Here is a 22,799-nt window from a genome sequence, read left to right as displayed (position 1 = left end):
CGGGCTGACGGGACTCGAACGATTCACTCGCGGTCATGTTACTGGTAGTCGACCTCTCCTTCGCCCTCGCCGACCCACGCGTTGCGGTCGGGGTTGCGGGAGTTGAGCGGGTCGATATCCTTGTACCACGGGACGTTCTTGAGCTGTTCTTTGTTGTAGACGAAGTCGTTTTTCGTGTCCGCCGTGAACTCGAAGTTCTGCGTGAGCAGGATGGCGTCGACGGGACAGACCTCCTCGCACAGCCGGCAGTAGATACACTGGCCGATGTGGAGGTTGTACTGCTCGCCGTTGCGCTGGTCGTCCTGAACGATCTGAATCGTGTCGTTCGGACAGACGTTCTCACACTGGCGACACCAGATACACCGCTCTTGGCTGAACTTGTGGACGCCGCGGAAACGCGGGCTCACTTCGGGCGCGGTCTCGGGGTACTCGACCGTGAACGTCTGCCCGTCGAGCGCGTGCTTCAGCGTCACTGCCATGCCTTTCAGGATTCCGATCATGCAATCACCCCCACGATGATGGCCGTGAGAACCAGGTTGGCGAAGGAGAGCACGAGCATCCCCTTCCAACCGATTTCGAGGAACTGATCGACGCGAAGGCGCGGCACTGCGGAGCGCGCCCACTGGGTGAACAGGAAGAACGCCCAGATTTTGATTGTGAACCAGACGAATCCGGGCAGGACCGGGCCCGCCGGACCGCCGAGGAACAGGGTCGCCGCGATAGCGCCGCCGAGGAAGATGTGGATGAACTCACCGAGGTAGATGAGCACGAAGTAGACCGAGGAGTACTCGGTCTGGTACCCGGCGACAATCTCGGTCGGCGCTTCGGGGATGTCGAACGGGTTGCGGCCGACCTCCGCGAGGTTCGCGATGACGAACAGCGCGAACGCGAAGGGGTTCACGAACGCGAACCACGTCGGAATCGTCACGCCGGCGACCGAAAGCAGCGGTTCGGCCTGCACGGCGACGATTTCGCTCATGCGGAGCGACCCGGCGAAGATAACGACCGAGGCCGCCGTGACGACCAGCGGAATCTCGTAAGCGATGTTCGCCGCGACGGCGCGGAGCGCGCCGATGAGCGAGAACTTGTTGTTCGATGCGTAGCCGGTCATGACGATGCCGAGCGAGGCGATAGACGCCGCGGCGAAGGCAAAGGCGAGACCGGTTTCGGGGTCCGCGAGCTGGATGCCGTTGCCCATCGGGATGACGGCGAATCCGAGCAGCGCGGAGAAGGGAATGACCATCGGCGCGAGGTCCCAGGCGGGACGGTCGACGCCCTCGGGGACGACGAGTTCCTTCGACAGCAGACGGACCGCGTCCGTGACGATGGTCAGGAGACCGAACGGACCGATTCGGTTGACCGCGATGCGGTCGGCGAATGCGGCCGTGATTTTCCGCTTCGCCCACGGCCCGGCGAACGCCGTCATGATGAGCATGATGTTGGCGACGAGGAACGCGCCGACGAGGCCGCCGACGACGTCCCCGAGGATGCCTTCGAGACCGAGGAGGCCGCTGACCGTGTCCGGAAGGACCGCTTGCAGATGCATCACCTGTCCACCTCTCCGAGCACGATGTCGAGGCTGCCGAGCGAGGCAATCATGTCCGGAATGTACTCACCCTCGGACATCTCGGGGAGCGTCTGGAGGTTCGAGAAACACGGGCTCCGAATCTTGAAGCGAGCCGGCTTGTCCGTGCCGTCCGCGCGGATGTAGATGCCGAGTTCGCCCTTCGCGCCCTCGACGGCGCGGTAGATCTCCGTGTCCTCGTCGGGCTTGAGGGTGCGCGGAACGTTCGCCTGGATGTTCCGCTCGTCTTCGGGCCAGTCTTCGAGCAGGTCGACACACTGCTGGATGATCTTGGCCGACTCCTCGACTTCGCGCATGCGCACGAGCAGGCGCGAGAAGTTGTCGCAGCCGTCCTCGACGACGACGTCCCAGTCGAGTTCGTCGTAGTAGCCGTAGGAGTCGTCGCGACGGAGGTCGTAGTCGATACCGGAGCCGCGGGCGACCGGCCCGGTCGCGCCGTAGCTCTTTGCGACTTCCGGCGGCAGGACGCCCGTGCCGACCGTCCGGGCCTGCAGGATTTCGTTCGAGGTAATCATGTCGTGGTACTCCTCGAGCGCCTGCGGGAGCCCGTCCATGAAGTCGCGAATCTTCTCGAAGAACTCCTCGCGGGGTTCGGGGAGGTCCCAGACGACCCCGCCGAGCCGGAAGTAGTTGAACATCATGCGCTGGCCCGTGAGGTCCTCCAGAATGTTCTGGACGATCTCGCGGTCCCGCATGGCGTACATGAAGATGGCCGTGAAGTCGCCGTAGACGTCCAGCGCGAACGTGCCGAGCGCGATCATGTGCGACGCGATGCGGCACAGTTCCGCACCCATCGTGCGGATAATCTGGGCGTACTCGGGCACCTCGATGTCCGCGAGGTCCTCGGCGGCGCGGGCGTACGCCCACTCGTTCAGGAGACCCGACGAGATGTAGTCCCAGCGGTCGGGGTACGGCATAATCTGGTGCCGGTAGGTCCCCTGTTGACACATCTGCTCCTCGCAGCGGTGGAGGTAGCCGATGTCGGATTCGAGGTCGACGACCTGTTCGCCGTCGACGACCGTCTCGACGTGCAGCACGCCGTGGGTCGCCGGGTGGTGGGGACCGATGTTGATGTACATCGTGTTGCTGTCCCCGGCGCGGTGGTCCTCTTCGAGCGGGTTGGCGTGCTCGCGGAGCGTCGCAATCTGCGGGCGGTCCTGGTCGTAGTCAAGCCCGAGCGGGTGACCCTGCCACGTCTCCGGCAGGAGGATGCGACGCAGGTCCGGATGGTCCTCGTACTGGATACCGACGAGGTCGTACGCCTCCCGCTCGTGCCAGTCGGCCGTCCGGAACACCGGCTCGGCGGACTGACTGACCGGGTTGTCCTTCGACGTGGGCACGACGACCGAGACCTCGTCGGTCCGGTCGTCGAACTTCGTCAGGTGGTAGATGGACTCGTAGCGGTCCTCGTACTCCTGTGCGGTCACACACGAGAGGTGGTCGAAGCCCGCTTCGTCGCGGAGCTTGAACAGCGCGTCTTGGACCTCGTCGGGACGGATGACGAGGCCGGGCGCGTTCAGGTGCTCTTCGCGGCCGACGACGAGGTCGCCGAGCAGCTCTGCGAGTTCGTCGCCGCGGCTGACGCCCGATTCGAGTTCCGCGGGGTCGTCGGACTGCTGTTCTTCGAGGCTCATGGCGAATCAGCCCAGTTGTACCGCATGACGAGGTCCTCTTCGTCGATCTCCTCGGCGAGCTTGTCGACGATTTCGTCGCGTTCGAGGTCGCCGAACTGCTCCAGCTCGTACGGCTTGACCGTCACCGGGCTGGACTCGCCGTTGGCGATGCGCTCTTGCAACTTCGCGATACCGTAGATGAGCGCCTCCGGGCGCGGCGGACAGCCGGGGATGTGAATGTCCACCGGAATGACCTCTTCTGCGCCCTTGATGACGTTGTAGCCCTCCTGGAACGGGCCGCCGGAAATCGTACACGACCCCATGCCGACGACGAACTTCGGTTCGGGCATCTGGTCGTAGACGCGCTTCATGCGCGGGGCGAACTTCGAGACGATGGTCCCCGGCACGATAATCACGTCGGCCTGCCGCGGCGACGCACGCGGGACCCCGGCCGCAAAGCGGTCGAGGTCGTGTTTCACCGAGTAGGTGTGCATCATCTCGATGCTGCAGCACGCGATACCGAACTGCAGCATGAACATCGAGGACCCGCGGACCCAGTTCATGAACTTGTCGAACTTCGTGAGGATGAACGGTGACGAGCCGAACGCCTCCCGAAGCTTCGAGTTGAACCGGTCGTCCGCCCCCGCCATGCGGGCGTCGCGAGTCTCGGTCTGTACCTGTGTGTCGTCCGTGACGAATGGCTTCTGTTCGCTACTCATGCATCTTGCCTCTCTGTCTTACGACGGTTTGCCTGCGGGCTTTTGACCCACTTGACTGCGCCGTTGCGCCACGCCCAGACGAGGCCGACGACGAGGACACCGATGAAAACGAGCATCGGCGTCAGAATCGTCGCCAGCGACGCGCCCTGTTCGAGGGCCGAGCGGTAGATGACCGTCCAGGGGAAAATTAGGACGGTCTCGATGTCGAATACGAGGAACAGCAGCGCGACCATGTAGTACTGAATGTTAAACTGGACGCGCGCCGTGCCTGTCGGCACCTCACCACTCTCGTACGTGGCACTCTTTCCTTGTTCCGGTACGCTTGGGCGAAGCAGCGCCGACACCGCCATCATCGCGAGCGGTATGCCGACACCGACCAGCCCCATCGCACCGATTGCAATCCAATCACTCATGCCGTGTCTCCCTGACGTGCGGCGGTTAGAAGCGCTCCCCTATAAACATTGATTTGTGTGTTTCGGGCGCGAGAGGGCTTCTATTTGGAAAATACGCGAGAGACGCCCGGAACCCCGCACGGGCGGGGTTTCGCCGCCGGAATCGACCCCCACAGACGCGGAAACGACCGGGCGGTGACCGACCGCGAAACGCGCCCCGCTACCGCGACTCGCGGAAGCCGGCGACGCCGAGGTCGTGGAGCGCGGCCGAGGTCTCGGCCACGTCGGACACGAGGTCCTCGTGGTAGTCGACGAGTCTGTCTTCGAGTTCGGGGTAGCCGCGGGAGAGCGCCTGTACGGCCGACAGCGCCGCGTTGAACGACTTGCCGGCGTCGACCGCGACGATGGGTGCGCCGGTCGGCATCCCGATGACCGAGTCGACCGACTTCTCCTGAACGGGGACGCCGACGACCGGAATCGGGTACGCGATGGAGGCAGTCATGTTCGGGAGGTCCGCGGACTTGCCGCCCGCGCCGGCGATGATGACCTCGACGCCGCGGTCGCGCGCGGTGTCGCCGTAGGCGTACATCAGGTCCGGCGTCCGGTGCGCGGAGACGACGTACGTCTCGTAGGTGAATCGCTCCTCGGGCGGCGCGTCGAAGTCCGTCTGTTCACCGAACCCGAGCGTGTCCAGCGCCTCGTGCGCGCCGGACATCACGTCGAGGTCGGAGTCGGACCCCATGATGATACCCACGTCGGGCGTCGTCTCGGGGTCGCGGTCGGCGTCGGCCTGTGCGTGCAGTTCGTCGATGAGGTCCCGTTCTGTCGTCATGGTGAATCAGTCGAAGCGCAGTCCGTCGCGAAGCTCGCGTGCGCGTGCGAGAAGCGTTTCGAGGTCGGCGTCGTCGCCGCCGACGGCGGTGAGGTGGCCCATCTTGCGGAGGGGACGAACCTCGTCTTTGCCGTACCAGTGCAGCGAGACGCCCGATTCCGCGAGCGCGTCGTCGAGGCCGCCGAGTCGCGCCGGCTGGCTCTCGTCGACCGTGCCGAGGACGTTCGCCATCACGGTGGGCGACCGGCGGGTCGTCGCGCCGAGGGGCCACCCGAGGACCGCGCGGACGTGCTGTTCGAACTGCGAGGTGAGCGCGCCCTCGATGGTCCAGTGGCCGGAGTTGTGCGGGCGCGGGGCGACCTCGTTGACGAGCACGTCGCCCGCGGCGGTCTCGAACAGTTCGATGCCGAAGACGCCGCGGCCGGGCAGGTGCGACAGCACCTCTCGGGCGACGCGGTCGGCCTCCTCGCGCACCTCGTCCGTCGTCCGCGCCGGGACGACCGTCTCGCGGAGAATCTCCTCCTCGTGGACGTTCTCGCCCGCGGGGAACGTCCGAACCTCGTCATCGCCGCGGACGCCGATGACCGAGAGTTCGCGCTCGAAGTCGACGAACGCCTCGGCCATCGCCGGGCCGCCGACCTCCTCGATGGCGGCCTCGGCGTCGTCGGGGTCGGACACGGGGACGTTCCCGCGGCCGTCGTAGCCGCCGGTTCGGGCTTTCAGCATGACCGAGCCGAACTCGTCGAGCGCGTCGCGGAGGTCGGCCGCGTCGTCGACGCGGTGGAACGGCGGAATCGGAATGCCCGCCTCGCCGAAGGTGTCCTTCTGGACCAGTTTGTCCTCGATGGTCCGGAGCGCGTCGGGCGACGGGTGGACCGCGATGCCCTCCTCGGCGGCCAGTTCGTCGAGCAGGTCGGGGTCGGCGAGTTCGATTTCGAACGTCAGCGCGTCGGCCCGGGCGGCGAGTTCCGCCATCGCCTCGGGGTCGTCGAAGCCGCCGACGATTTGGTCGTCGACGGCCGACGCCGGGCAGTCGGGTGTCGGGTCGAGCACGACGATGTCGACGCCGAGCGGTGCGGCGGCCTCCCCGAGCATACGCCCGAGCTGGCCCCCACCGACGACGCCGAGCGTGGGTCCGGGTACGGTGACGGTCACAGTCGCGGATTCAGTACGTCGGTGCATAAACGTTGCCACATTCGGTGCCGAGATAGTCACATACGTGGATAGAATTGGACAACAGCCGACGCCGAACGCGCCGGGCGCTCGCGGCGCTCACCCTGTCGAACGCGAGGAAAAATCGAGGTGGTCGAACGCCCCGACCGAGCGTCAGCCCCGCGTCTCGTTCGCGGCGTCAAGGGCGTCCTCGTCGATGAACACGACCACGTCCTCGCTCCAGAGCTTGAAGGCGTGTTGGCGCGCGACGTAGCCGTCGAGTTCGGATTCGAGTTCGGCGCGGTCCCACTCGTAGGCGATGACGACCGGCGGCGCGTCGGCGGTCACCTCGGAGACGTTCGCGTCGGGCGCGCTACTGGTGCGCTCGACGCCCGCGCTCTCGAAGTACCACGGGAGCGGGAGGCGACTGTGCCACGACGGCCCGTCGAGGGGGGCAGACTCGTTTTCGACGTAGAAGTGCGTCTCGTCGCTGTCCGGCGGATGCGTGCCGTACAGGAGCACGTCCGTCCCGGAGTTGGCGGCCGACACGCGCTCCACGTCGTCGAGGGTGGCCTGTAAGTCGTTTGCGGGTTGCGCCCACTGGAGCACCTCGCTGTCCTCGTCGGTCGAGGCGTTCCAGTAGTCGACGTTCGCGGCCGCGACGCCGCCGACGGAGGCGACCAGCACGAGCGCCGCGAGGCCGACGCCGACCGCGTCTTTGGCGTCGAGCGCCTGCACGCCGGAGCGGAAGACGAACGCCGCGCCGACCGCGGCGGGAATCGCCAGCGGGACGACCGCGTGGACGACGACCCACGGCGCTTGGATGTCGGTCGCCAGCGGGTAGCCGAAGATACACACGACGCCCCAGTAGGTGGCGAAGGCGACGAGCCACCGGATTCGGCCCGCGACGACGCCGTAGCGGTCGACGACGATGCCGACGAGCGCGAAGACGATGAGCACCGGCGCGCCGTAGACGAACGTTTCGAGGAAGTCCTTCAGATACGGGAGGTACTCGTGGGACTGGTGGCCGCCGCCGAGCCAACTGCCGACCATCTCGGAGACCGCGCCGACGCTTCCGGCTTCGAGAACCGGGAGCATCGAGGCGGAGCCGCCGAGCGCGTTCCAGAGGTCGGGCCGCGGCGCGTAGAAGAAGACGAAGACGGCGAGGAACGCGAGCAGGCCGCCGAGGACGCCCGCGGCGTAGCGAACCGCGCCGTAACCGAGACTTCCCGCCCCGCGTGCGCGAAGTCGCTCGCGGATACTCGCGGGCAGTTCGGAAAAGAGGATGTCGCGGGCGGACTCGCCGGCCGACGTGCGGGCGAGCAGCCGGTGGTCGAAGACCAGGAACGCCGCTCCGAGGAAACAAGCGAGGTAGACGACGTAGTTCTCTTTCGTCGCCGCTCCCGTTGCGAAGGAGGCCCCGGCGGGGATGAGGTAGGCGAGGCGGCCGGTGTCGTACGCGCGGACGACGAAGCCGAGCGCGGCGAACGAGAAGGCGGCCACGAGCACGTCGTTGCGCATGAACCGCGAGTAGTAGACCAAAAGCGGGTTCGCCGCGAGGAAGAACGCGAGCGCGACCAGCTCGTCGCGGCGGAGGTGCTCGCGGAACAGCCAGACCGAAAGCGGGAGCAGGCCGCCGACGAGCGCCACGGGGAGCCGCGCCGTGAAGTCGGTCGCCGGGAGGACCGCAAAGAGGTAGTCGTTGACCACGGGGAGGAACGGACCGTGGATGATGGGCCGGTAGGAGAACTCGCCGGTCTCGTGATACCGCAGAATCCAGTAGCCGACACGGCCTTCGTCCCAGTGGAAGATGCGGCCGCCGAGGTCGGCGAGGCGGGCGAGGAGGGCGAGGGCCGTCACGCCGAGAATCGCCAGGAGGGCACGGGACCGAGCGACCGCCTCGGTCCCACTGTCAGTACTCATGCCCACCCATCGCGACGCCGACAATACAACTTTTGTGCTTGCCCGTCGCCGGGGCCAAATTCGGTCGGTGTCGGTAGTTCTTTTATCCGAGACGGGAAGGGTCGGCCATGGTCTCTCTCGGACTCGTCGTGGCCCGATTCAACTCGTCGGTCACGGAGCAGATGGAGGAAGCGGCCCGCGACGCGGCCGCCGAGCGCGACGCGGCGGTCGTCGAAACGATTCAGGTCCCCGGCGCGTACGACTCGCCGCTCGCGGCCGACCGACTCGCCCGCCGCGACGACATCGACGCCGTCGTCGTCATCGGCGCAATCGTCACCGGCGACACCGACCACGACCGCGTCATCGCCGACGCGACCGCGAAGTCGCTGACGGAGGTCTCGCTGGACCGCGACAAACCCGTCTCGTTCGGCGTCTCCGGTCCCGGCATGAGCGGCGCTGAAGCGCGCGAGCGCGTCAGCAAAGGTGCGGAAGCGGTTTACGCCGCGACCGATATGGTGGAGGCGTTGGCATGAACTTCGATTTCAGCGACCGAGTCGGCCGCGTCGAACCGAGCGCGACGCTCGCCATCTCGAACCTCGCGAGCGAACTGGAAGCGCAGGGCGAAGACGTCGTCGACCTCTCGGTCGGCGCGCCGGACTTCCCGACCCCGGACAACATCACGCAGGCGGCGAAGGACGCCCTCGACGCGGGACACACGAGCTACACCTCGTCGAACGGGATTCCGGAACTCAAGGACGCAATCGCGGCGAAGCTCCGCGGGAACGGCGTCGACGCCGAGGCCGACGAGGTCATCGTCACGCCCGGCGGCAAGCAGGCGCTGTTCGAGACGTTCCAGACGCTCGTCGACGACGGCGACGAGGTCGTTCTCCTCGACCCCGCGTGGGTCTCCTACGAGGCGATGGTCAAGCTCGCCGGCGGCACGCTCAGCCGCGTCGACCTCGCACAGCACGACTTCAGGCTCGAACCCGCGCTCGACGAACTCGCCGAGACGGTCTCCGACGAGACGAAACTCCTCGTCGTCAACTCGCCGTCGAACCCGACCGGCGGCGTGTTCTCCGACGCGGCGCTCGAAGGCGTCCGCGACCTCGCGGTCGAACACGACTTCGCCGTCATCTCCGACGAGATTTACGAGCGCATCGTCTACGACGGCTTCGAGCACACCTCGCTCGGCTCCCTCGACGGGATGGAAGACCGCACCATCACCATCAACGGCTTCTCGAAGGCGTTCTCGATGACCGGCTGGCGGCTCGGCTACCTCCACGCCCCGTCCGACCTCATCGCGCAGGCCGGCAAGCTCCACTCGCATTCGGTCTCCTGCGCCGTGAACTTCGTCCAGCACGCCGGCGTCGAGGCGCTCTCGGAGCGCACCGACGACGACGTCGAGGAGATGCGTCAGGCGTTCGAGGACCGCCGCGACATGCTCGTGGACCTCCTCGCCGAACACGACGTCGACGTGGCCGTCCCGAAGGGCGCGTTCTACATGATGCTCCCCGTCGACGACGACGACCAGGCGTGGTGCGAGGGCGCGATTCAGGACGCGAAGGTCGCGACCGTCCCCGGAAGCGCGTTCAACGCGCCGGGCTATGCCCGTATCTCCTACGCCGCGAGCGAAGAGCGTCTCCGCGAGGCCGTCGAACGCCTCGCCGAGCACGACTACATCTGAGCCGCCCGCAGCGACCGTCTCTTTTCGGGGTGGCGGACCTATCTCCCAGCCGATTCGTGATTTTCAGCTGAACTGTGTGCTAGCAATGAACGTCATTTTTGTTGTCTAATACTCGATTAGATTTATGTTCGAGAGTGCCCATGTAGCATCTATACATACCGAACTCCGGGTGGGACTTCCGCGGATAAACCGCGTATGTATACGAGAGCCAACACATGAAACTCAAACAACTATTCGAAGACGACGACGCGGTGTCGCCGGTCATCGGTGTGATTCTGATGGTCGCGATTACCGTCATCCTCGCGGCCGTCATCGGGACGTTCGTGCTGGGACTGGGTGAACAGACGGCGACCGCCCCGCAGGCGAGCTTCAGTTTCGACTACAACCAGAGTGCCCCAGACCATCTCAACATCACCCACGAGAGCGGTCAAGCAATCAATTCGGAGCGGCTGAGTATTTCGACGGGTGTCGATATCTACGACCCTGATGAAGCCGCTACGAATGCCTCGGACAGTCGAACCTGGACCTCACTAAACGGTTATACGCAGACCGACGTGACGGCGGGGACCTCAGTCACTATCAGGCCCGTCAGCAGCGAAACACTCGCCGACCAGACCGTCCGCATCGTCTGGACCGACGAAGCGGGGTCGAGTTCCGCGACCCTCCAGCGATGGTCCGGCCCTAACGCGTAACGCAGTTCGTACCAAATCCGCGATAATCGGCCACCACGCGGCCGACGACTTCGATTTTTTATTGGCGCATCGCCCCGAGAGTCCCGACTTTCGCACCACTCACCGGCTGCATTGGTTGCTGTCCCCACCGATTTCTCGCCGCCCGAACGCCGGGACAGACGGTGACCGATGAACCCCCGCCGGCGAAGATACTTATGTGAGTCCGCCGCCACCACTGTGACAGATGCGCGTGCGCGACCTCCCGCTGTCGTCGGCCCTCGTCTCCCACTACGAGTCGAACGGTATCGAGGAACTCTATCCGCCGCAGGCCGCCGCCGTCGACGCCGGCGTCGCGGCGGGCGGTCGCGTCGTCGCCGCCATTCCGACCGCCAGCGGCAAGACGTTCATCGCGGAACTCGCCATGCTCACCGCCGACGGGCCGGCGCTGTACATCGTCCCGCTTCGCGCGCTCGCCCGCGAGAAGTACGAGACGTTCGACCAACTGCCCGGCGTGAGCGTCGGCATCTCCACCGGCGACTTCGACGCCGCCGAAGAGGAACTCGGCGACCACGACATCGTCGTCGCCACGAGCGAGAAAGTCGACTCCGCGATTCGAAACGGCGCGCCGTGGGTCGACCGCCTCGCCTGCGTCGTCGTCGACGAGGTCCACCTGCTCGGCGCGCCGGGGCGCGGGCCGACGCTCGAAGTGACGCTTTCGACCCTCCAGCGTCGCGTCCCGGACCTCCAACTCGTCGCCCTCTCAGCGACCGTGGACAATCCCGAAGCCATCGCCGACTGGCTCGACGCGGAACTCGTCGAGAGCGCGTGGCGGCCCGTCTCGCTCCGAACCGGCGTCTACGCCGACGAGACCGTCGAATTCGACGACGGAACCGACCTCGACGTGGTCGTCCCCCCGACCGGCCCGAACGACGACGAGGCGACCGAGGCGACCGTCGCGCTCGTCGAAGACGCGGTCGAGACCGGCGGGCAGTGTCTCGCGTTCGTCCGGTCGCGCCGCGAGGCCGAAGCGCTGGCCGACCGCCTCGCCGACGAGGAGCTGTCGCCCGCGCCCGCCCTTGGTGACGAACTGGACGAACTCGGCGGCACCGCGACCGGCCGCCAGCTCTCGGCGTGCGCTCGCACCGGCGTCGGCTTCCACCACGCCGGGCTGCGGAGCGCCCACCGCGTCGCCGTCGAGAACGCGTTTCGGGACCGCCGGCTCGCAGTCATCTGCGCGACGCCGACGCTCGCCGCCGGGGTGAACGTCCCCGCCCGGCGGGTCGTCATCCGCGACCAGAAGCGCTACACCGGCGACGCGATGGAATGGATTCCCGTCCTCGACGTGCACCAGATGTGCGGCCGCGCCGGTCGCCCGCACCTCGACCCGTTCGGCGAGGCGGTGCTCGTCGGCGACGCGGACACGAAAGCCGAACTGGTCGACCGCTACGTCACCGCCGACGCCGAGGCCGTGGACTCGCAGTTCGACGACCCCGAGGCGCTCCGGACGCACGTCCTCTCGGTCGTCGCCTCCGGCTTCGCCGCCAGCCTCGACGGCGTCGCCGACGTGTTTTCGGCGACCTACTACGCCCACCAGCACCCGAGCGTGGACCTCGCGGACCTCGTCGCCGACGTGGTGTCCGACCTCGAAGCGATGGAGCTCCTCGACGCGACGGGTGAGACGCTGTCGGCGACGACGCTGGGCGCACAGACCTCCAGACAGTACGTGTCGCCGACGACCGGGGCGCGCATCGTTTCGGGCATCCGCACCATCGAGGAGATGGCCGACGAACACGTCACCGCTCGGACCGCCCTCGAAATCGTCTGCGACACGCCGGATATGCACGACACCTACCTCGGCAACCGAGAGCGGGCGCTCATGTACCAGTACGCCCGGAGCCACGCCGCGGAGTTCACCACCGCGATGCACGACGCCGACCCCTTCGAGGAGTGGCTGACGGCGGTCAAAACCGCCCGCATCCTCCACGAGTGGACCGAGGGCTCGGACATCGAGGAACTCGTCGAGCGCTACCGAATCGGGCCGGGCGACGTGGAGTCCCGCGTGGAGCGCGCCGAGTGGTTGCTGGGCGCGGCCGACGCCCTCTGTACCGCCCTCGACGCGGACGTGCCCGAGTTCCGCGAGGTCCGGGCGCTGCTGTCGCCCTGACGCGGGGCCGACCACGTGAGACACCCGTGATGACTCCGCTACGCGTCGAACCGTCTTCCTTCGCATCGAGGGGCCAAAGGCGCTTCGGGATGCCGTTTTAAGCTTCGCGGGGGCGTAGGCGAAGCTATGGGTATCACGTACGAAGACTTCCTCGACCTCGAGTACGAACCGACCGACGAGGACCTCGTCTGCACCTTCCGCATCGACCCCGCGACGGGGATGTCGACGGAGGCGGCGGCGAGTCGCGTGGCCTCGGAGTCCTCCAACGGCACGTGGGCGGCCCTCCAGACCGGCGCGGACTTCACCGACATGGGCGCGACGACGTTCGACATCGACGGCGACCTGATTCGAGTCGCCTACCCCGCCGGCCTGTTCGAACCCGGAAACATGCCGCAGGTGCTGTCGTGCATCGCCGGCAACATCATGGGTATGAAGGCGGTCGACACGATTCGCCTCCTCGACTGCGAGTGGCCCGAATCGGTCGTCTCGGCGTACCCCGGCCCGCTGTACGGGTCGTCGGTCCGCGAGGAGATATTCGGCGTCACCGACCGCCCCATCACGGCGACGGTGCCCAAGCCGAAAGTCGGCCTCTCGACGGCGGCGCACGCGCAGGTCGGCTACGACGCGTGGGTCGGCGGCGTCGACCTCCTGAAGGACGACGAGAACCTGACCGACCAGGCGTTCAACCCCTTTTCGGACCGCCTGACCGAGTCGCTGTCGCTCCGCGACGACGCCGAAGACGAGACGGGCGAGAAGAAATCCTACCTCATCAACGTCACCGCCGACACCCAGACGATGCTCGACCGGGTGGACGAGGTGGCCGCGCAGGGCGGCGAGTACGTCATGGTGGACATCATCACCGCGGGCTGGGCGGGCCTCCAGACCGTCCGCGAGCGCACCGAGAAACACGGCCTCGCCATCCACGCCCACCGCGCCATGCACGCCGCCTTCGACCGGCTTCCGGCCCACGGCGTCTCGATGCGGGTGCTCGCGCAGGTGAGTCGTCTCTGCGGCGTCGACCAGCTCCACACCGGAACCGCCGGCCTCGGCAAACTCGCCAACGAGGACACCGTCGGCATCAATGACTGGCTCACCGGCGACCTGTACGGGACGACCGACGTGCTGCCGGTCGCCTCCGGCGGACTCCACCCCGGTCTACTCCCTGACCTGCTCGACGCCACGGGGACGAACGTCTGCGTCCAACTCGGCGGCGGCATCCACGGCCACCCCGACGGTACCCGCGCTGGCGCGGTCGCGCTCCGGTCGGCCATCGACGCCTACGTCGAGGGGCGCGCTATCACCGAGGCCGCCGAAGAGACGCCCGAACTCGCCGTCGCCCTCGATAAGTGGGGGACGGAGACGCCGCGGTAGGCAGAGAGGAACGGCGCGGTCTCCTCGCGTTCGCAATTGTTGCTGTTTTGTGACAATGGTTCGAAACGTGTTGAGTGATTACTGCAATACCGAGTGAGTGGCTCGGCCCGCTATTTGGCGGGAATCACGAGGAAATCCGGAGTCCGAGTATCGGTGATAATAACCGGCGAGTGAGATTTATACGGTTGTTTTTGTAGAGCTATATTCAGAGTGAACCGGGCGATTTCTCGGTCAAACAGCGCATACTGAGGAATTCCGGGGGCCGACGATATCAATCAAACCATGAAGATACGAACGAAACTCATCGCGCTCTGTCTCGCCATCTCGCTGATACCCGTGTCAGTCGTCGGCGTCGCAGGCGTCCAAGGGATGAGTAGCATTGGAAACTACGCCCAAGACCAAAGCGAGGCGACGCTCGAATCACAGATTACCGGCGACCTGAATCAGACCGTCGCCGCCCGGCAAGAGGAGATACAAAACCTCCTCGACGCCCGCCGAATCGACGCGCTCGCGCTGGCTGACTCGGCACCGGTGCAGAACTACGAGGCCGCCCGCGACGGGGAGATGGAGCTCGTCCAAGAACAGAGTCAAGCGCAGTTGGGCTACATGGCGCTCCAGATGCGCGCCACCGTCGAGACCACGAAACAGAGCGTCCTTGCGAACCAGTACGGCGGGCAGGACTGGGCGGACCTCTCGCCGGCGCAACAACAGCAGGTGAAAGACCGTGTCGAGGCTCGAATCGCCGGAACCGCCGGAGACGGCGTCCAACAGAGCGGGACGCTCTCCGACGCGTTCCGACCGGGCTACGTCGGGTCGACCGGCTACGCGTTCATCCTCGACGGGAACCTCGATTTCGTCGTCCACCACGGCCTCGAAGACGGGGTTAACACGGTCGACGACGCCGGGATAGCGGCGTTCAATCAGGTGCCCGCCGAAATCGAGTCGAACGCCGCCGTCCGCAACGGCGAGGACTGGGGCATCGTCGAGTACGAGTGGGAAGACACCACCCAAGAGGGCAACCCCGTCGAAGAGAAGTTCGTCGCGTACACCTACCACGAGGACTTCGAATGGGTGCTCGCGCCGAGCGTCTACTACTACGAACTCCAGACGGCCGCCGTCACCGACGCGCGCGACCAGATTAACGACTCGTTCCGGAGCTACCTCGAAACCCGCGCCGTGACCATCGACGGCGAGGAACACCCCGCCTACGACGAGATTCTGTTCACCAACGAGAACGGGCAGGGCATCGTCAAAGCGACGCGCACGGGCGACGGCATCGCCACCGAGTCGGTGTCCGGCACCTCGTTCGCGGACGAGGCGTGGTTCGAGACCGCGACAGAGCTTCAGAAGGGCGAAATCCAGGTGAGCGAGGTGACGACCGTCGACGGCGACGCCGCCGTGTACGTCACCGCGCCGGTGTACCGCGGGGGAGAACTCGCCGGAACCATCACGCTCCAGTTCAACTTCGAACTCCTCAACACGCTCATCGACGACATCCAAGTCGGTGAGACCGGCCACCTGACTATCGTGAGCGAGCGCGGGACGCTGTTGACCGACTCCCGGGAATCGCTCGGCTCCGCCGAGTCCGAAATCGCGGGGAACGTGACCGCGATTGTCGGCCAGACTGGTCTGACCACCCACGAGACGACCGGCGACGGCGGCGAGGCGGCTCGCTACTTCGTCGGTTACGCGCCGCTCCACTTCGGTAACGGGCAGTACGAACTCGTCGCCACCGTCCCCGAGTCCGACGTGACGGGGCCGGTCGAACAGCTCGGGCAGGCGATGAACGACCGGGCGGACACCGCTCGAAACATCATGCTCCTGTTAATCGTCGGCATCATCGCGGTCGTCGTCGGCGTCGGCTACGTCGCCGCGCGGTACTTCTCGGAGCCGATAGAGGCGCTCCGGGACCGCGCCAAGTCGCTCGCCCGCGGGCGGTTCGACGACGGCGAGGACATCGACGCCAACGACGACGAACTCGGCGAACTCGTCGAGGCGTTCGACGACATGCAGGAGAACCTCCAACGGCAGGTCTCAGAGCTTCGGACCGCCGGGACGGAACTCGGAGACGGCAATCTCGACCAGGACCTCCGGACCGACCTCCCCGGCGAGTTCGGAGCCATCATGTCCGACCTCGACACCGGGATTCAGAAGCTCCAAGACGGCTTCGTCGAGGTGCAGTCGGTCGCCGACGAGTTCGCTGCGGTGAGCAACGAGACGGTGTCGAGCGCGAAGGAGATAGAGTCCGCGAGTCAGGAGACCGCGCGGTCGGTCGAGGAAATCGCCCACGGCGCGGAACAGCAGACCGAGCGGCTCCAGACGGTCGCCGACGAGATGAACGACCTCTCGGCGACCATCGAGGAGGTCGCCGCCTCCGCCGACGGCGTCGTCCAGTCCGCCAACGAGGCCGTGTCGCTCGCCGACGAGGGGCGCGACCACGCCGCGGAGGCGACAGCCGAGATATCGACCATCGAGACCGAGGCCGACGAGGCGGTCGAGCGGGTCGAAGCCCTCGGCGAGCAGGTGGGCGAAATCAACGAAATCGTCCAGCTCATCAACGACATCGCGGAGCAGACGGACCTGCTCGCGCTCAACGCCTCTATCGAGGCGGCCCGTGCGGGCGAGGCCGGCGAGGGCTTCGCCGTCGTCGCCAACGAAATCAAGGCGCTCGCCAAGGAGGCGAGCGAGGCCACGGACGAGGTGGAGTCCCGAATCGGCGAGGTGCGCGAGAGCGCCGACGACACGGTCGACGACATGCAGTCCATGCAGGACAGCGTCGAGAGCGGGTCCGAGACCATCGGCGAGGCCATCGAGATGTTCGACCACATCTCGGGGGCGATTCGAGAGGCCGAACACGGCGTCGAAGAGATTTCGCAGGCGACCGAGAACCAAGCCGTCTCGACCGAGGAGGTCGTCTCGATGGTCGACGACGTGTCGAGCGTGAGCGAGGAGACCACCTCGGAGACGGCGACGGTCTCGGCGGCGACCGAAGAACAGACGGCCGCGATAAACGAGGTCACGCGGAACATCCAACAGGTGTCGGAGTCCGCCCAGTCGCTCAAGGACCTCGTCGGCCGGTTCGACGTCGGCGACGCCGGCGACGCCGGCGGAAGCGACCGCGGTGGCGACGCCGCACCGGGCGAGACGAGTCCCGCCGCGTCGTCGCAGTCGATGAGTCGGGCGGTCACCGACGGGTCGGGGACCGGCCCCGCCTCGCCCTCGGACGACTGAGCCGGCGGCGACGCGCGACACCGCGCGACGCCGGCCGTCCCGCCGCCGACTACCGGTCTACTTCTCCCATTATCGTGTCGAGACTCCCGAGCGCCGCGATGAGGTCCGGGATGTACTCGCCTTCGGCCATCTCGGGGAGCGACTGGAGATTCGAAAACGAGGGGCCGCGAATCTTGAACCGCGCCGGGGTGTCGGTGCCGTCGGCGCGGATGTAGATACCCAACTCACCTTTCGCGGCCTCGACCGCGCGGTAGACCTCGGTGTCGTCGTCCGGTTTGAGGGTGCGCGGGACGTTCGCCTGGATGGTCCGCTCGTCGTCGGGCCAGTCTTCGAGCAGGTCGACACATTGGGCGACGATGGTGGCCGACTCCTCGACCTCGCGGAGGCGGACGAGCAGGCGCGCGAAGTTGTCGCAGCCGTCCTCGACGGCGACCGACCAGTCGAGTTCGTCGTAGTAGCCGTAGGGGTCGTCGCGGCGGAGGTCGTAGTCGATGCCGGAGCCGCGGGCGACCGGCCCCGTCACGCCGTAGTCCTTGGCCACCTCCGGCGGGAGGAGTCCGGTCTCGACCGTGCGGGCCTGCAAAATCTCGTTCGCCGTCAGGAGGTCGTGGTACTCCCGCAGTTTCTCGGGGAGGCCGTCGACGAACGTCCGAATCTTCTCGAAGAACTCCTCGCGGGGTTCGGGGAGGTCCCAGACGACCCCGCCGAGCCGGAAGTAGTTGAACATCAGCCGCTGGCCCGTGAGGTCTTCGAGGATGTTCTGGACGAGTTCGCGGTCCCGCATGGCGTACATGAACGTCGCGGTGAAGTCGCCGACGACGTCGAGGGCGTACGCGCCGACCGCGAGCATGTGCGAGAGGATGCGGCTCAGTTCGGCCGCCAGCGTCCGGAGCACCTGCGCGTACTCGGGCACGTCGATATCCGCCAGCGCCTCCGCGGTGCGGGCGTACGCCCACTCGTTCAGGAGGCCGCCGCCGCCCCAGTCCCAGCGGTCGGGGTACGGCATAATCTGATGTCGATAGGTTCCCTGCTGGCACATCTGCTCCTCGCAGCGGTGGATGTAGCCGATGTCGGGCTCCACGTCCGCGACCTGCTCGCCGTCCAGCGTGACTTGCAGATGCATCACGCCGTGAGTCGCCGGGTGGTGCGGCCCGATGTTGAGGAGCATCGTGTTCGTGTCGGCGCGGCCGTCTTCGGCAAGCGGGTTCGCGTTCTCGTCGTACCGGACGACCTGCGGGCGCGTCCGGTCGTAGTCCAGCCCGAGGGGATGACCCTGCCACGTCTCCGGCAGGAGGATGCGGCGCAGGTCCGGGTGGTCTTCGTACTGGATGCCGACGAGGTCGTACGCCTCCCGCTCGTGCCACTCGGCCGTCCGAAACACCGGCGCGGCGGACTCGCTCACCGGGTCCGAGCGCGGCGTCGGGACGACGACGCTCGCCTCTCGGGTCGGGTCGTCGTACGATTTCAGGTGATAGACGGACTCGTAGCGGTCCTCGTACTCCTGTGCGGTCACACACGAGAGGTGGTCGAGGCCGAGGTCCTCGCGGAGGGCCGAAAGCGACGACTGCACCGCGTCGGGGCGAATCTGCACCGCGGGTGCGTGAACGTGCTCCTCGGTGGCGAGGACGGCGTCTCCCAACGCCCGCCGGAGCGCGTCGGCGTCGAGGGGACCGGAGGCGTCGTCGGCGGGCGCGGCGGGGTCGTCGTCGGAGTCGGGGGTCTGTCGCGGGCGTTCGAGTGACATGGCGGCTGACACCCGTTCGTTCGTCCGAACGCCGGTTCGGCGTTCTGCCTCACGAGTGCGGCCAGTTTTTATGTCGCGGTCGAATCAACCCGCGGGCATGAAATCGGTCAGGCTTCGCTTCACGCCCGACGACGGGCAGCTGCATCCGATGCACGAGTTCGTCGTCGAACACGAGGCGTTCGAGCGGACCGAACTCCACCACTGGAACCCGACGGTGACCGACAGAAACACCATCGTCTTCGAGGTCGTCGGCTCCGACATCGAGGCCTACGAGGCGGCGCTCGCGGAGACGGAGCGCATCCGGTCGTACGAGGTCTCACAGCTCCCCGGCGACTCGTTTTTCATCGTGGTCGACGAGCGGCTCGACGCGGCGGGGACGAAGCAGACGGCCGCCGTCACGCGGGGCGGGCTCATCGTCGTCCCGCCGGTCGTCTTCGACGGCGACGGGACGGTCTCGATGACGCTCGTCGGGACCGACGGGGCGCTCCAATCGGCGGTCGAACAGCTCCCCGAGGGCCGCGGCCTCGAAGTCGTGCGGGTGCGGGAGTACACGGGGCCGGGAAGCGTCTCCGCCGGGTCGCTGTCGCCCCGCCAGCGCGAGGCCGTCGAGGTCGCCGTCGACTGCGGCTACTACCGCGAGCCGCGGACCGGGTCGGTCGCCGACGTGGCCGCGCGGCTCGACTGCTCGACGAGCACCGCGGCGGAGCACCTGCGAAAAGCGGAGATGAAAGTCATGGCCGACCTCGTCGGCAGGGCGTGACTAGGGTTCGGCCCACGGTTCGCTGGTGCCCTCGCCGAACAGTTCCCGCATCAGGATGACGACGCTCTCGGGCGGGAACTGCCCGCGCTCGGTGACGATGGCGTCCACGTAGCGCGGCGGCGTCACGTCGAACGCGGGGTTCTCGACGGTCGGGTTGCCGAGGTCCGCGAGCGTCTCGTCGTCGACGACCTCCGCGGTGTCGCGCATCTCGATATCGACGGTGTGGCCGGTCATCGTCCCCGGGTGGAGCTTGAGCGTCTGCGCGGCGACCATGATGGGCGTCCCCCGGTCGCGGGCGTTGACCGCGAGACCGCTCGTCCCGATTTTGTTGATGACGCTCCCGTCGGCCGCGACGGCGTCCGCGCCGACGAGCACGTGGTCCACGTCGTTGAGGTAGCGCCGCGCCGCCGAGTCGACGACGAGCGTGACGGGCACGCCCAGTTCGTCGAGTCGCTTCGCGGTGATGTGCCCCTGGTTTCGCGGCCGCGTCTCCTTGACGACGGCCTCGATGTGTTTTCCCTGCTCGACCGCCGCCTCGACGCACGCCAGCGCGTCCGTCGAGTGACAGTGGGTCATGACAGTGTCGCCGTCGCGGAGGCGGTTCGCGCCGACCTCCCCGAGGTCGGCCTGCGCGCGTTCGAGGCGGGCGCAGAACTCGTCTGCCGACTCGACGACGTTCTGTCGGAGTCCCTCGACGGTCGTACTCGACATGCCGCGGAGGACGTACCGGAGGGCGTTGGGGAGGCTCACGGCGGTCGGCCGCGTCTCGTAGAGCGCCCGCGCGGCCGCGCGGAGTTCGCTTCGGAACGCCTCGGCGTCGGTGGCGTCGCTCTCCGTGGCCTGCGTGCGGAGCGCCCGCGCGGCCGCGTCGGCGATGGTCGCCGCGCCGCGAATCTCCATCGTGTCGATTTCCGTCGCGGTGCGCCGGACCTCGGGGTGTACGCGGTCGTCCATGCGAGAACTACGGGCGTCGAATGGAAAAAGGTCGCCGCGGCGAGGGATTTCACACCCGCTCGACCAGCGCCTCGTCGGGGTGTCGCACCCGGACGGTCTCGACGCGCTCGGTGAGCGCCTTCGCGTCGGCGAGTTTGTCCTCGGACTCGGCGTGGACGGTAAACAGCGTCTCGCCGCTGGCGGCCATCTCGCCGACGCGGCGGTGGAGTTCGAGGCCCGCGCCGGGGTCTCGCGGCGCGCCGGCCCGGCGGGCGACCTCGTTGACGAGGCGGTTGTTGACGTGCGTGACCACGCCGTCCCGGTCGGCGCGGACCGAAATGGTATGCCGGCCGGGCGAGAGGTCCGCGGCCTCCACGTCGGGGTCGCCGTTCTGCGCGGCGAGTATCTCGCGGAAGGTTTCTTCGGCCTGCCCCGAGTCCAGAATCTCGGCGGCGTCGGCGTCGACGCCGGTGGATTCGAACAGCAGGTCTGCGAGGCGAATCGCCTTTATCCGCAGGTCGTTCGGGCCGCCGCCGGCGAGCGTGGCGAGGACCTCGCGGGCTTCGAGCACGGGGCCGACGCCGCGGCCGACCGGCGCGCCCCCGTTCGTGATGGCGCACTCGACGGCCATCCCGAGGTGGTCGCCGACGCGGTTGAAGTCCTCCGCGAGTTCGCGCGCCTCCGCGAGGCTCTCGACTTTCGCGCCCTCGCCGTAGGGGATGTCGACGACGACGTTTGTCGAGCCGGCGCTCTTCTTCTTCGAGAGGACGGAGGCGATGAGCTGTCCTTTGGGGTCGATAGAAAGCGGCGTCTCGGCGCGGATGATGCGGTCGTCGACCGGCGAGAGGTTCACCGCGCCGCCCCAGACGAGACAGCCGCCGGTCTTCCCGACGATATCGCGTATCTCCGCGACGGAGAACGCCACGTCGCAGAGGACTTCCATCGTGTCGGCGGTGCCCGCGGCCGAGGTGACGGCTCGCGAGGAAGTCTTCGGAATCTTCAGCCCCGCCGCGGCGACGATGGGGACGAGAATCGGCGTGACGCGGTTGCCCGCGACGCCCCCGATGGAGTGCTTGTCGGCGATGACCGGCTCCTCCCACGCGATAGTCTCGCCCACGTCCGCCATCGACTCCGTGAGGTGCATCGTCTCCTCCATGGACAGCCCGTTGGTGTAGGTCGCGGAGACGTACGCCCCGAGTTCCACGTCGGCGAGGCGCTCATCGTAGATGTCGCGGACGATTTGGGACAGTTCGTCGGCTTCGAGCTCGATGTCGTCAAGCTTCTTGCGGATGTAGTACACCGAGTCGGGCTGCGGCGCGACCGACACCTCCACGTCGCCCTCGATGTGGCCGAGGCGGCGCGTCACGCCGAGGGTCCCCTCGGAGACGAGCTCGTCCGTCAGCTCAACGATGCCGATGGCCGTCCGCTCGCCCCACCGGAGTTGGATGCGTTCGAGCGCGTGGACCCCGAGTTCGGCCGCGTCGCTCTCGTTCAGGAGGACCGTCGGCGACCGAGTTCCGATGTCGATGTGCTCGGCGACGAGTTGCATACCCGACGGTCGGGCGAGAGAGTCAATAAATCGACCCCGAGTCTCGGGGACCGAGAACGCTTACGCGAGGTGGGCTTCGACGAGGTTCTTCAGGTCGTCGTAACCGCGGACGCCGACGAGCTGTTCGACCGCCTCGCCGTCGGCAAACAACACCATCGTCGGAACGCCCCGGACCTGGTACTGGGCGGCGAGCTCCTGGTTCGCGTCCACGTCGACCTTGGCGACCGCGGCGTCGGTGTTCTCCGCGAGCTTCTTCACGGTGGGTTCGAGCATCTTGCACGGACCACACCAATCCGCGTAGAAGTCCACGAGCACCACGTCGTACGAGGCGACGGCGTCGTCCAGCTCGTCCGCGCCGTCGATATGGATGGGCTCTGCCGGGCCAGCCGCGGCTTCTTTCGCCGCACTCCCGCCGTCGCCGCGGAGCTTGGATTCGAGTTGTTCGCGTTTCTGCTTCCGGATGTCGGTCAGTTCGTCGTCGGACATACCTACCGATA

The 22,799-nt window shown here is 67.1% G+C and carries 19 protein-coding genes; 7 read left to right on the top strand and 12 right to left on the bottom strand.

Annotated elements, in window-relative coordinates:
- Positions 1-38 precede the first annotated feature (38 nt).
- The 8 genes from DVK03_RS04980 to DVK03_RS04945 all read right to left on the bottom strand — a co-directional run bounded on the left by DVK03_RS04980 (position 39) and on the right by DVK03_RS04945 (position 8,216).
- Positions 39-500, bottom strand: coding sequence for an NADH-quinone oxidoreductase subunit I (locus tag DVK03_RS04980; protein ID WP_004043961.1), 462 nt, complete (start codon positions 498-500; stop codon positions 39-41).
- A complete protein-coding gene (locus tag DVK03_RS04975) occupies positions 497-1,546 on the bottom strand; it encodes a complex I subunit 1 family protein (protein WP_004043962.1) in 1,050 nt (349 codons plus the stop codon). The genes DVK03_RS04980 and DVK03_RS04975 overlap by 4 nt, the downstream gene beginning before the upstream one ends.
- The gene (locus DVK03_RS04970; protein WP_004064108.1) at positions 1,546-3,219 is read right to left on the bottom strand and encodes an NADH-quinone oxidoreductase subunit D; all 1,674 of its coding nucleotides are present in this window, start codon (positions 3,217-3,219) and stop codon (positions 1,546-1,548) included. The genes DVK03_RS04975 and DVK03_RS04970 overlap by 1 nt, the downstream gene beginning before the upstream one ends.
- Positions 3,216-3,917 (bottom strand): NADH-quinone oxidoreductase subunit B, encoded by a 702-nt coding sequence (locus DVK03_RS04965; RefSeq protein WP_004043964.1) that lies wholly within the window; start codon positions 3,915-3,917, stop codon positions 3,216-3,218. Before DVK03_RS04965 ends, DVK03_RS04970 begins: the two co-directional genes overlap by 4 nt.
- On the bottom strand, positions 3,914-4,330 hold the full coding sequence (locus tag DVK03_RS04960) for an NADH-quinone oxidoreductase subunit A (RefSeq protein ID WP_004043965.1): 417 nt from the start codon (positions 4,328-4,330) through the stop codon (positions 3,914-3,916). The genes DVK03_RS04965 and DVK03_RS04960 overlap by 4 nt, the downstream gene beginning before the upstream one ends.
- Positions 4,331-4,529: 199 nt before the next feature.
- Positions 4,530-5,141, bottom strand: coding sequence for a 5-(carboxyamino)imidazole ribonucleotide mutase (gene purE, locus DVK03_RS04955; protein ID WP_004064110.1), 612 nt, complete (start codon positions 5,139-5,141; stop codon positions 4,530-4,532).
- 6 nt (positions 5,142-5,147) lie between these two features.
- On the bottom strand, positions 5,148-6,296 hold the full coding sequence (locus tag DVK03_RS04950; protein WP_115802361.1) for a 5-(carboxyamino)imidazole ribonucleotide synthase: 1,149 nt from the start codon (positions 6,294-6,296) through the stop codon (positions 5,148-5,150).
- 171 nt (positions 6,297-6,467) lie between these two features.
- Positions 6,468-8,216 carry a flippase activity-associated protein Agl23 gene (locus DVK03_RS04945; protein WP_115802360.1) on the bottom strand — a complete coding sequence of 583 codons (1,749 nt, stop codon included), beginning with the start codon at positions 8,214-8,216 and terminating at the stop codon, positions 6,468-6,470.
- Positions 8,217-8,323: 107 nt separating this feature from the next.
- On the opposite strand from DVK03_RS04945, the gene ribH reads away from it, so the two are divergent.
- From ribH to DVK03_RS04915, 6 genes are all read left to right on the top strand, one after another.
- Entirely contained in the window at positions 8,324-8,728 is a 405-nt protein-coding gene (gene ribH / locus DVK03_RS04940; RefSeq protein WP_004064116.1) for a 6,7-dimethyl-8-ribityllumazine synthase, read from the top strand.
- Positions 8,725-9,879 carry a pyridoxal phosphate-dependent aminotransferase gene (locus DVK03_RS04935; RefSeq protein WP_115802359.1) on the top strand — a complete coding sequence of 385 codons (1,155 nt, stop codon included), beginning with the start codon at positions 8,725-8,727 and terminating at the stop codon, positions 9,877-9,879. The genes ribH and DVK03_RS04935 overlap by 4 nt, the downstream gene beginning before the upstream one ends.
- A gap of 215 nt (positions 9,880-10,094) precedes the next feature.
- On the top strand, positions 10,095-10,571 hold the full coding sequence (locus tag DVK03_RS04930) for a type IV pilin (RefSeq protein WP_004064124.1): 477 nt from the start codon (positions 10,095-10,097) through the stop codon (positions 10,569-10,571).
- Positions 10,572-10,794: 223 nt separating this feature from the next.
- Positions 10,795-12,714, top strand: coding sequence for a DEAD/DEAH box helicase (locus tag DVK03_RS04925; RefSeq protein ID WP_115802358.1), 1,920 nt, complete (start codon positions 10,795-10,797; stop codon positions 12,712-12,714).
- Positions 12,715-12,840: 126 nt separating this feature from the next.
- Entirely contained in the window at positions 12,841-14,085 is a 1,245-nt protein-coding gene (gene rbcL / locus DVK03_RS04920; RefSeq protein ID WP_115802357.1) for a type III ribulose-bisphosphate carboxylase, read from the top strand.
- A 282-nt stretch (positions 14,086-14,367) separates the two neighbouring features.
- Positions 14,368-17,316 carry a methyl-accepting chemotaxis protein gene (locus tag DVK03_RS04915; protein ID WP_115802356.1) on the top strand — a complete coding sequence of 983 codons (2,949 nt, stop codon included), beginning with the start codon at positions 14,368-14,370 and terminating at the stop codon, positions 17,314-17,316.
- A 49-nt stretch (positions 17,317-17,365) separates the two neighbouring features.
- On the opposite strand, the gene DVK03_RS04910 is transcribed toward DVK03_RS04915, so the two are convergent.
- Positions 17,366-19,060, bottom strand: coding sequence for an NADH-quinone oxidoreductase subunit D (locus DVK03_RS04910; RefSeq protein WP_115802355.1), 1,695 nt, complete (start codon positions 19,058-19,060; stop codon positions 17,366-17,368).
- A gap of 97 nt (positions 19,061-19,157) precedes the next feature.
- On the opposite strand from DVK03_RS04910, the gene DVK03_RS04905 reads away from it, so the two are divergent.
- Positions 19,158-19,820, top strand: a complete 663-nt coding sequence (locus DVK03_RS04905) for a helix-turn-helix domain-containing protein (protein ID WP_115802354.1) — start codon at positions 19,158-19,160, stop codon at positions 19,818-19,820.
- Here DVK03_RS04905 and DVK03_RS04900 read toward each other — a convergent pair whose 3' ends face one another.
- The 3 genes from DVK03_RS04900 to trxA are packed head-to-tail and all read right to left on the bottom strand — an operon-like array spanning position 19,821 to position 22,788.
- Complete coding sequence (locus DVK03_RS04900; RefSeq protein ID WP_115802353.1) at positions 19,821-20,774, bottom strand: ribose 1,5-bisphosphate isomerase; 954 nt, start codon at positions 20,772-20,774, stop codon at positions 19,821-19,823.
- A gap of 49 nt (positions 20,775-20,823) precedes the next feature.
- Positions 20,824-22,302, bottom strand: a complete 1,479-nt coding sequence (locus DVK03_RS04895; RefSeq protein ID WP_115802352.1) for an AMP phosphorylase — start codon at positions 22,300-22,302, stop codon at positions 20,824-20,826.
- Between the two features lie 60 nt (positions 22,303-22,362).
- Complete coding sequence (gene trxA, locus DVK03_RS04890; protein ID WP_115802351.1) at positions 22,363-22,788, bottom strand: thioredoxin; 426 nt, start codon at positions 22,786-22,788, stop codon at positions 22,363-22,365.
- Between the last annotated feature and the right edge of the window lie 11 nt (positions 22,789-22,799).

This window comes from Haloferax sp. Atlit-109R, from assembly GCF_003665865.1.
Classification (GTDB): Archaea; Halobacteriota; Halobacteria; order Halobacteriales; family Haloferacaceae; genus Haloferax; species Haloferax volcanii.
The sequence above is the reverse complement of the archived record's forward strand: the minus strand, read 5'-3'. Positions and strand labels throughout refer to the sequence as shown.

Coding starts and splice junctions, on each gene's coding strand:
- DVK03_RS04915 (WP_115802356.1), top strand. CDS start 14,368: ATGAAGATACGAACGAAACTCATCGCGCTCTGTCTCGCCATCTCGCTG.
- purE (WP_004064110.1), bottom strand. CDS start 5,141: ATGACGACAGAACGGGACCTCATCGACGAACTGCACGCACAGGCCGAC.
- DVK03_RS04905 (WP_115802354.1), top strand. CDS start 19,158: ATGAAATCGGTCAGGCTTCGCTTCACGCCCGACGACGGGCAGCTGCAT.
- rbcL (WP_115802357.1), top strand. CDS start 12,841: ATGGGTATCACGTACGAAGACTTCCTCGACCTCGAGTACGAACCGACC.
- DVK03_RS04945 (WP_115802360.1), bottom strand. CDS start 8,216: ATGAGTACTGACAGTGGGACCGAGGCGGTCGCTCGGTCCCGTGCCCTC.
- DVK03_RS04975 (WP_004043962.1), bottom strand. CDS start 1,546: ATGCATCTGCAAGCGGTCCTTCCGGACACGGTCAGCGGCCTCCTCGGT.
- DVK03_RS04925 (WP_115802358.1), top strand. CDS start 10,795: ATGCGCGTGCGCGACCTCCCGCTGTCGTCGGCCCTCGTCTCCCACTAC.
- DVK03_RS04960 (WP_004043965.1), bottom strand. CDS start 4,330: ATGAGTGATTGGATTGCAATCGGTGCGATGGGGCTGGTCGGTGTCGGC.
- DVK03_RS04980 (WP_004043961.1), bottom strand. CDS start 500: ATGATCGGAATCCTGAAAGGCATGGCAGTGACGCTGAAGCACGCGCTC.
- DVK03_RS04935 (WP_115802359.1), top strand. CDS start 8,725: ATGAACTTCGATTTCAGCGACCGAGTCGGCCGCGTCGAACCGAGCGCG.
- ribH (WP_004064116.1), top strand. CDS start 8,324: ATGGTCTCTCTCGGACTCGTCGTGGCCCGATTCAACTCGTCGGTCACG.
- DVK03_RS04930 (WP_004064124.1), top strand. CDS start 10,095: ATGAAACTCAAACAACTATTCGAAGACGACGACGCGGTGTCGCCGGTC.
- trxA (WP_115802351.1), bottom strand. CDS start 22,788: ATGTCCGACGACGAACTGACCGACATCCGGAAGCAGAAACGCGAACAA.
- DVK03_RS04895 (WP_115802352.1), bottom strand. CDS start 22,302: ATGCAACTCGTCGCCGAGCACATCGACATCGGAACTCGGTCGCCGACG.
- DVK03_RS04970 (WP_004064108.1), bottom strand. CDS start 3,219: ATGAGCCTCGAAGAACAGCAGTCCGACGACCCCGCGGAACTCGAATCG.
- DVK03_RS04900 (WP_115802353.1), bottom strand. CDS start 20,774: ATGGACGACCGCGTACACCCCGAGGTCCGGCGCACCGCGACGGAAATC.
- DVK03_RS04910 (WP_115802355.1), bottom strand. CDS start 19,060: ATGTCACTCGAACGCCCGCGACAGACCCCCGACTCCGACGACGACCCC.
- DVK03_RS04965 (WP_004043964.1), bottom strand. CDS start 3,917: ATGAGTAGCGAACAGAAGCCATTCGTCACGGACGACACACAGGTACAG.